Annotated in this window: 6 protein-coding genes and 3 pseudogenes; 4 read left to right on the top strand and 5 right to left on the bottom strand. The window is 65.5% G+C overall.

Features of this window, described 5'->3' with window-relative positions:
* The first annotated feature begins 71 nt into the window (after nucleotides 1-71).
* Together atpD and atpC are read left to right on the top strand one after the other, a co-directional pair.
* Nucleotides 72-1,502, top strand: coding sequence for a F0F1 ATP synthase subunit beta (atpD, locus tag PHE40_RS09895; protein WP_299961303.1), 1,431 nt, complete (start codon nucleotides 72-74; stop codon nucleotides 1,500-1,502).
* A 2-nt stretch (nucleotides 1,503-1,504) separates the two neighbouring features.
* Nucleotides 1,505-1,927, top strand: a complete 423-nt coding sequence (atpC, locus tag PHE40_RS09890; RefSeq protein ID WP_299961301.1) for an ATP synthase F1 subunit epsilon — start codon at nucleotides 1,505-1,507, stop codon at nucleotides 1,925-1,927.
* Between the two features lie 17 nt (nucleotides 1,928-1,944).
* Here the strand turns inward: atpC and PHE40_RS09885 are convergent.
* A pseudogene (locus tag PHE40_RS09885) lies at nucleotides 1,945-2,196 on the bottom strand (transposase); the annotation flags it as partial.
* Between PHE40_RS09885 and PHE40_RS10990 the strand changes: the two are divergent.
* Nucleotides 2,192-2,263: pseudogene (locus PHE40_RS10990) on the top strand (DNA/RNA helicase domain-containing protein); the annotation flags it as partial. The pseudogenes PHE40_RS09885 and PHE40_RS10990 sit on opposite strands and share 5 nt — an antisense overlap.
* Nucleotides 2,264-2,351: 88 nt before the next feature.
* Here the strand turns inward: PHE40_RS10990 and PHE40_RS09880 are convergent.
* The 3 genes from PHE40_RS09880 to PHE40_RS09870 form a co-directional block, all read right to left on the bottom strand.
* Complete coding sequence (locus PHE40_RS09880) at nucleotides 2,352-3,425, bottom strand: class I SAM-dependent RNA methyltransferase (RefSeq protein ID WP_299961299.1); 1,074 nt, start codon at nucleotides 3,423-3,425, stop codon at nucleotides 2,352-2,354.
* Nucleotides 3,426-3,470: 45 nt separating this feature from the next.
* The gene (locus tag PHE40_RS09875; RefSeq protein ID WP_408838999.1) at nucleotides 3,471-5,099 is read right to left on the bottom strand and encodes a DEAD/DEAH box helicase; all 1,629 of its coding nucleotides are present in this window, start codon (nucleotides 5,097-5,099) and stop codon (nucleotides 3,471-3,473) included.
* A 232-nt stretch (nucleotides 5,100-5,331) separates the two neighbouring features.
* Nucleotides 5,332-7,419, bottom strand: a complete 2,088-nt coding sequence (locus PHE40_RS09870) for a cation-translocating P-type ATPase (RefSeq protein WP_299961297.1) — start codon at nucleotides 7,417-7,419, stop codon at nucleotides 5,332-5,334.
* A 92-nt stretch (nucleotides 7,420-7,511) separates the two neighbouring features.
* Between PHE40_RS09870 and PHE40_RS09865 the strand changes: the two genes are divergently transcribed.
* Nucleotides 7,512-7,724, top strand: a complete 213-nt coding sequence (locus PHE40_RS09865; protein ID WP_299961296.1) for a heavy-metal-associated domain-containing protein — start codon at nucleotides 7,512-7,514, stop codon at nucleotides 7,722-7,724.
* Nucleotides 7,725-7,850: 126 nt separating this feature from the next.
* Here the strand turns inward: PHE40_RS09865 and PHE40_RS09860 are convergent.
* Nucleotides 7,851-8,053: pseudogene (locus PHE40_RS09860) on the bottom strand (D-alanine--D-alanine ligase); the annotation flags it as partial.

Genomic DNA, 8,053 nt, shown 5'->3' with positions numbered 1-8,053 from the left:
GGCAGGCGAACATCACCAAAGAACTCATCGAGATCATCTCCGGCGCTGAAGCCGTTTAAGGTAGAGAGAAAATGGCAAGCAATAACACTGGTCGCGTCACGCAAATCCTGGGCGCCGTCGTTGACGTGCAGTTCGAAGGCGAGCTGCCCTTCATCCAGAACGCGCTGGAAACCAAAATCGGGGGCCGCACTTTGGTGCTGGAAGTCGCGCAGGAAATCGGCGAGCGCACCGTGCGCTGCATCGCCATGGACACGACCGACGGCATGGTCCGCGGCGCGGAAGTCTCCGACACCGGCGCCGCCATCTCCGTCCCCGTCGGCCCCGGCACGCTGGGCCGCATCCTCAACGTCATCGGCGAGCCAATCGACGAGCGCGGCCCCATCGTGGCAACAGCCCGCATGCCGATCCACCGCGACGCCCCGGCCTTCGAGGAACAATCCGCCTCGGCTGAAATCCTCGTCACCGGCATCAAGGTGGTCGACCTGCTGGCCCCCTACCAGAAGGGCGGCAAGACCGGCCTGTTCGGTGGTGCAGGTGTGGGCAAAACCGTGCTCATCCAGGAGCTCATCAACAACATCGCCAAGGGCCACGGCGGCGTGTCCGTGTTCGCGGGCGTGGGTGAGCGCACCCGTGAAGGTAACGACCTTTACCATGAAATGATCGACGCCGGCGTTATCAAGCTGGGCGAGAACAACACCGAAGGCTCGAAAGTGGCCCTGGTGTACGGCCAGATGAACGAGCCGCCGGGTGCGCGCGCCCGCGTCGCGCTCTCGGGCGTGACCATGGCCGAATATTTCCGCGACGTCGAAGGCCAAGACGTGCTGTTCTTCGTGGACAACATCTTCCGCTTCACCCAGGCCGGCGCCGAAATGTCCGCGCTGCTGGGCCGCATCCCCTCCGCCGTGGGCTACCAGCCCACCCTGGCGACCGACATGGGCGCCCTGCAAGAGCGCATCACCTCCACCAAAAAGGGCTCCATCACCTCGGTGCAGGCCATCTACGTCCCCGCTGACGATTTGACCGACCCGGCGCCCGCCACCTCCTTCGCCCATCTGGACGCCACCACGGTGCTCAACCGCGCGATCTCCGAAAAAGGCATCTACCCGGCGGTTGACCCGCTGGATTCCACCTCGCGCTCGCTCGACCCCCGCATCGTGGGCGAGGAGCACTACCAGGTCGCCCGCGACGTGCAGCGCATCCTGCAAACCTACAAATCCTTGCAGGACATCATTGCCATTCTCGGCATGGATGAACTCTCCGAGGACGACAAGCTGGTCGTGGCGCGCGCCCGCAAAATCGAGCGCTTCCTCTCGCAGCCCTTCCACGTCGCAGAAGTCTTCACCGGCTCGCCCGGCGTGTTCGTGAAGGTCGAGGACACCATCCGCAGCTTCAAGGCCATCGTCGCCGGCGAATACGACCACCTCCCCGAAGCCGCCTTCTACATGGTCGGCACCATCGAGGATGCGGTCGCCAAGGCCGAAGCCATGGCCGCGAAAGCTTGAAAATGCCACTTGTCCTGGAAATCATCAGCCCGGAGAAGCTCCTGCTGTCGCAGGATGTCGACATGGTCGTCATCCCCGGCACCGAGGGTGACATCGGCGTGCTGCCGGGCCATTCCAAGCTCATCACGGGCTTGCGCGGCGGGCTGGTGGATATCTACGAGAACAACACCATCACCGATCGTTTTTTCGTCCCCGGCGGCTTCGCTGAGATCACGGAAAGCTATTGCGCCGTGCTGGCTGACGGGATCATCCGCCAGTCAGACCTCGACCCCGCCAAGGCCGCCGAAGCTCTCACCGCCGCCCAGGCCGCGTATGACGCCACGGATATGAACAACGCGGATGCCTACCGCCTCGCCACTGACCGGCTGATCTCAGCCCAGGCGATGGTGGACAGCATCGCCCCCTCGCGGGGCGACAAGGTTTAAGGGGCTTCGCCCCTTACTCACCAGTCGGCAATATAGGCGACACTTGGCGGTTTGAAGAATGAACGGATGCGGTCTGGCAAGCGGCGAATTTCGGCGAGCTGTGCTTCGACTTTATCGCGCAATTTTTCGCCTTTGTGTCGTGGATTTCTGGCAACGCCGGTTCGCTTCAGATGGCTCCAGACCAATTCGTCCGGGTTTAGCTCCGGCGCGTAGCCAGGGAGGACGTGCATGGTCAGACGCCCTTTCGTTGAAGCCACATAATCTTTGACGAGCAAGGCCTGCCAAGGGTTGGAACTGGACTATGTCGGGATTTGCTGGGGTGGAGATTTGATACCAGTCAGCCTTAAGGCTGACTGGTATCAAATCTGGCGCGCGGCTGTTGCTGAATTTTGTGCCGCATGTGCGGACGGAATTGCAGGCTTCGCTACTTTAACTTCTCAAACACCACCACGCTCTCAACATTTTCCGAATACGGGAACTGGTCGATCGGCGTGGCTGCGCGCAGCGTGTACCCCGCGCGGTGCAACACGGCGGCGTCGATGGCCAGGGCGGCGGGGTTGCAGCTTACATAGATGATGCGGGCGGCGCCGCTGGCGGCCAAAAAGCGCATTTGGGTGGTGGCGCCGGCGTAGGGGGGGTCTAGCACCACGGCTTTGGCGCCGGTCATGTCGGCGGCTTGCAGGGGGCGGCGGTGGAGGTCGCGCTGGGTGACGCGCATGCGCCCGGCCAGGTTATTCAGGCGGATGGCTTTGTCCTGCGATTGGGTGGCGCTGGCATCGCCCTCATAGGCTTCCACCCGCGCGTGCTGCACGAGGGCGAAGGAGAGGGTGCCGGCACCTGCGTAGAGTTCGACGATGCGGGCTTTAAGGCTGAGTTTGGGCAGGCCCGCGAGCACGGCGGCGATGATGGCCGCTTCCCCTGCCCGGCTGGCCTGGAGGAAACCACCCGGCGGGGGGTCTACCGGGATGCCGGAGAAGCTGATGGCGGGGGTTTGCAGGATGATGGCGGGCTCGGGCAGCTCCGCCCCCGTGGCGATGCTGATGCGCGGCGCGTTATGGGCACGGGCGAAGGCGATGATCTTGGTGCGGTCAGGGCCGGTGAATGCGGCGTCCATCCGCAGGAGGATATCCGGGCCGTTATCCAGCCAATTGATGACAACGGAACCGGAGCTGCGGAAAGCCTGGAGGCTGCGCAGAAGGATTCGCAAATCCGGCAGCAGCGCCACGATTTCCGGCAGGAGCAGCACGCATTCGCGCATGTCCACCACCGCGGGGCTGGCCGTGCGGTGCAGGCCGAGCGAGATGTCACCAGCTTTGCGGGTGGCGCCGAGGTCCGCGCGGCGGCGGCTGCGCAGCGGGGTTTCCACCTGCGGGGACATCGGGGCGTCCACGAACCCGGCCCGGGCCAAAGCCTGAGACAGCGCCAGGGATTTCTGCGGCGCGGCCAGGCTATCCGTGGCGCAGCCGCCGCAGATGCCATAATGCAGGCAGTGGCTCATGGGGTTAGTTCAGGCTGGGGCGGAGAAGCGAAGCGGGCTTGAAGGTCAAGCCGCGATGCCCTCATCATTGTTGCCGCCGGTGGGCTGAGGCACATCGTCTTCCTCGGTCTCCCCCGGCTCGTCCAAAATGGCGGTGAGCGGGCCACGCTTGCGGATGAGCATGAAGGCCGGAACATCGGCGCCGAAACCGCGGACGCTGGGGCCATTGTTGTCGCTCGCGTAGACGGTGCGCGGCTCGCGGCGGCGGGGTTCCTCGGTACGGGCGGCGGCGGCGGGCTCCTCGCGGCGCGGTTCGGCGCGGCTGGCGGCGCGTGCGGGCGCCTTGGCGGCGGGCTTGCCGCGCCCTGTGCGGCCGCCACGGCCGCGGCGGGAATCACCCTCCGCCCATTCAACAATATCCAGCCCTGGGATTTCAATGCGCGGGACGGGCGCGGCGATCAGTTTCTCAACCGCTTCCACGGCCAGGCGGTCATCGGGCGTAGCGATGGTGAAGGCGTGGCCCTCCTTGCCGGCACGGCCGGTGCGGCCGATGCGGTGGACGTAGTCTTCGCTGTGGTGGGGCACATCAAAATTGAACACATGGCTGAGGCCGCCGATATCAATGCCGCGGGCGGCGACATCGGAGCAGACCAGCAGGCGCAACTCACCAGCCTTGAATTTTTCCAGCGTGGCGAAGCGCACGGATTGCGCCAAATCGCCATGCAAGGCGCCGGCGGAGAAACCGTGCTTGAGCAAAGATTTGAGCAGAATGTCGACATCGCGCTTGCGGTTGCAGAAGATCAGCGCGTTCTGCACGTCCTCCGAGCGGATGAGCCGGCGCAGGGCCTCGCGCTTGTCATGCTCGTTGACCAGCACCAGGCCGGAGATGATGGTGGTAGCCACCGAGGCCGGTTTGGAGACGGTGATCTCCTTCGGGTTGCTCAGAAAGGCATCAGCCAGACGGCGGATTTCAGGCGCCATGGTGGCGGAGAAGAAGAGCGTCTGCCGGGTGGCGGGGAGCATCGCGACTATGCGCTCAATGTCCGGGATGAAGCCCATGTCCAGCATGCGGTCCGCCTCGTCGATCACCAGCACGCGCACATCGCGCAGCAGCAGGCCGCCGCGCTCGAACAGGTCGATCAGGCGGCCTGGGGTGGCGATGAGGACATCAACGCCCTTGGCCAGCACCTCCTTCTGGTCGGACATGCTCTCGCCGCCGATCAACAGCGCATGATTTAGCTTCAGATATTTGCCGTAGGCGACGAAGTTCTCGGCAACCTGAAGAGCCAGTTCGCGCGTCGGCTCCAGGATGAGCGAGCGGGGCATGCGGGCGCGGGCGCGCGAGCCGGAGAGAATGTCCAGCAGCGGCAGGGTGAAACCGGCGGTTTTGCCAGTGCCGGTCTGGGCGCAGCCGAGAACATCGCGCCCCATGAGAACGGTGGGGATGGCCTGGGCCTGGATGGGCGTGGGGCGGAGGTAGCCCTTGTCATGCAGGGCGCGCAAAATGGGTTCGGAGAGGCCCAGCGGGGCAAAACCATCGGCTTCCAGCTCGGCCGCATCTCTCACCCGCGTGTCGGCATCGGCTTCATCCCCGCCAGGTTCACCGCTCACGGTTTCATCAGACTCCGCCAAGGCCGGGGCTTGCGCGGTTAGGGCCTCCGCGGTTGGGGCCTCGACAATCCCGCTTACCGCGATGTGCTCCGCGCCGAGGTCTTGAATGGTCTCATCGAACGCAGTGGTCTGTGCGCCGGTCTCAGGAGTGTCTGACAAAAATTGAACCCGTTCGTGTTGTGGTCGTGCGCGCGACAACGCGCCTAGCGCAAACCGCGCTATTTTCCTTAAGCCTCCTATCGGCAAAGCGGGCCGCAAAGTCAAGGTTTACTGCGGCGGCTGCCACCGGCGATGGCCTGGAGGAATCCGGACGGGCTCATTTTTGCCGCCATTTGCGCAGGCGCAGCGCATTGGCCACCACACAGACCGAGGACGCCGCCATGGCCGCGCCGGCGATGGTGGGGCTGAGCAGGCCGAGGGCCGCCGCCGGGATGCCGATGAGGTTGTAAATCATCGCCCAGAACAGGCCTTGCCAGAGCACGCGCCAGGTCTGGCGCGAGAGTGCCAGGGCCTCGGGGACCAGCGAGAGATCAGGCCGCAGAAGCGAAATATCAGCCGCCTCGATGGCGGCGTCTGCCCCCTGCCCCATCGCCATGCCGAGGCTGGCGGCGGCCAGAGCCGGGGCATCATTTATGCCGTCGCCCACCATGGCGGTGATTTTTCCCGCGGCCCGCAGCGCATGGATGGCGGCAATTTTCTGCTCCGGCGTGGCGTGGGCGATGACCTGCTCAATGCCAAGCTCCTGACCCACGGCCTGGGCGGCGGCCTCACGGTCGCCCGAGAGCAGCTGCACGCCGATGCCCATGGCTTTCAGGCGCTCGATCGCCGCGCGGGCGCCGGGGCGCAAAGTGTCCGCGAAGGCGAAGGCGGCGAGGCAGGTTCCGTTCGCCCGGGCCAGATAGGAGAGCGTGGCGGTGGTTGCGAGCTCCGGGACGGTGCCGCCGGCATCCGCTATAAGCGCGCCAGACCCGAGAATATAACGTTGCCCGGCGACGATGCCTTCCACACCCCGGCCCGGCATGGCGCGCACGGCCTCGGCCTGGGGCGGGCTGGGGCGGCGCAGAGCCGCCGAGAGGGGGTGCGTGTCCGACGCGGCGAGGGCCGCGGCGATATCCAGCGCGCGCTCAACGCTGATGCCGCGCAGAAAGGGAATGTCCGTGAGGTGCGGCTGGCCGCTGGTGAGGGTGCCGGTTTTGTCGAACACCACCATGTTGACTTGCGCGGCCGCCTCAATGGCGTCAGCATTGCGCAGCAGGATGCCTCGCTTGGCGGCGGCGCCGGTGCCAGCCAGGATGGCGGCGGGGGTGGCCAGGCCCAGCGCGCAGGGGCAGGCGATGACCAGCACGGAGACGGCGTTGATGATGGCGATGGCTAGGCTGGCGCCATGCAGGAGCCAGCCGAGGAAGGTGAGCGCCGCGATGACCATGACCACCGGCACGAACACGGCGGCCACACGGTCCGCCAGATGCTGCACCCGCGCCTTGGAGGCCTGGGCCGCCTCGATCAGCCGGGCGATGCGGTCAAGGAAGGACTCGCCCGCGTGGGAGGTGACGCGCAGGCGCAGCACGCCATCCAGGTTCAGGGCGCCGGCCAGCAGGTGCTCGCCGGGGGCGCGGGCGACGGGCAGGGATTCGCCGGTGAGCGGGCTTTCATCCAGGCTGGAGATGCCGCTGAGAATCACGCCGTCAGCCGGGACGCGCTCGCCGGCGCGCAGTTCCACCTCATCGCCGGGGATGAGGCTTTGCACCGCAACATCGCCGCGCCCCGGCACATGCGCCAGCGCCGGGCGCAGGCTGTTGAGGCCGGTGATCGCGCTGGCGGCCTCGCGCTTGACCCGGGATTCCAGAAATTTACCAAGGCGGATGAAGGTGATGATGGCGGCCGAGGACTCGAAATAAAGCGGGCCGGTGGTGGCGAAATCCCACAAGGAGAGACCGTAGGCGGCGGTGGTGCCGAGCGCCACCAGAACGTCCATATTGCCCGTGCGGGCGCGCAAGGCCTTGAAACCGGCGATATAAAACCGGGCGCCGAGCCAGAACTGCATGAGCGTGGCGAGGGCGAGCGCCAGCCCGCCCGGCAGGGGAATGAGCATGGAGGCGAACAACGGCGCGGAAAGCGCCACGGCGGCGATGAGCTCCAGCTTCTCGCGCCGGTGGGATTGCGGCCGGGCCTGGGCGCGCAGCTCAGCCGTGTAGCCCGCGCGGGCGACCGCTGCCGTGAGAGACTCGACGCTGGTGCCAGAGTCAGCGAGCAGATGCGCGCTCTCGGTGGCGAGGTTGACCGCGACGCTCTGCACGCCCGGAACCTTGCCAAGGGTTTTCTCCACCCGGGAGACGCAACTGGCGCAGGTCATGCCACCGATGGCGAGGTCGATTGTTTGCGCGGGCCTGATAGGCTGATCCATGCGAGACTATGTGGCGCCCACGGCGGCACGGTCAAGCCTTGACCGCGCCGCCGCGCCACCCCTTATAAAAGCATCAGAATTTGGAGAAGATCATGGCCAGCGAGACGACATTGGAAGTTAGCGTACCGGATATGGATTGCTCATCATGCGTGCGCGCGATCACCTCGGCCGTGCATGAAATTGACCCGCAGGCCACGGTTGCCGCTGATCTGCAAAGCAAAAAGGTGGTCATCGGCGGCAATGGCGCGGCGGAGAGGTTCGTCGAGGCGATCCGGGGCGCCGGTTTCAGCGTGGCGGCGCAGTAATACCAGTCAGCCTTAAGGCTGACTGGTATAACATGCGATAATTGCAAATTGACCCGTTTCGAGAGCCAATTTGCAGTCCGAAGTGCCCTCTGCGCTTATCATTGAGAGGCGGATTCGGCGGGCGGCTCAGTCGTTAGCCGGATAAGCGGCCATTAATTTTTTCTGATACCACCAGAGCGAGGCCAGCTTGAGCAGGCCGGAGGGGCGCAGGCCGCGCGCGCGGATGGCGGCGCCGATTTTGAAGGATTCGCCATAATGAAAGAACTGCGTGGCGTAGGCGGCGCGCAGAGTCATCTCAGGGTCCCAGATATGGGTGGCCTCCGAGCCGC

Origin of the sequence: Acidocella sp. (assembly GCF_028687955.1) — a bacterium.
Taxonomy (GTDB): domain Bacteria; phylum Pseudomonadota; class Alphaproteobacteria; order Acetobacterales; family Acetobacteraceae; genus Acidocella.
Note: the sequence above shows the minus strand (reverse complement) of the source record. Positions and strands in the feature narration are given on the sequence as shown.

Bases quoted from the DNA above. Each gene is read 5' to 3' on its own strand.
- atpD (WP_299961303.1), top strand. From the start codon at position 72: ATGGCAAGCAATAACACTGGTCGCGTCACGCAAATCCTGGGCGCCGTC.
- atpC (WP_299961301.1), top strand. From the start codon at position 1,505: ATGCCACTTGTCCTGGAAATCATCAGCCCGGAGAAGCTCCTGCTGTCG.
- PHE40_RS09880 (WP_299961299.1), bottom strand. From the start codon at position 3,425: ATGAGCCACTGCCTGCATTATGGCATCTGCGGCGGCTGCGCCACGGAT.
- PHE40_RS09870 (WP_299961297.1), bottom strand. From the start codon at position 7,419: ATGGATCAGCCTATCAGGCCCGCGCAAACAATCGACCTCGCCATCGGT.
- PHE40_RS09865 (WP_299961296.1), top strand. From the start codon at position 7,512: ATGGCCAGCGAGACGACATTGGAAGTTAGCGTACCGGATATGGATTGC.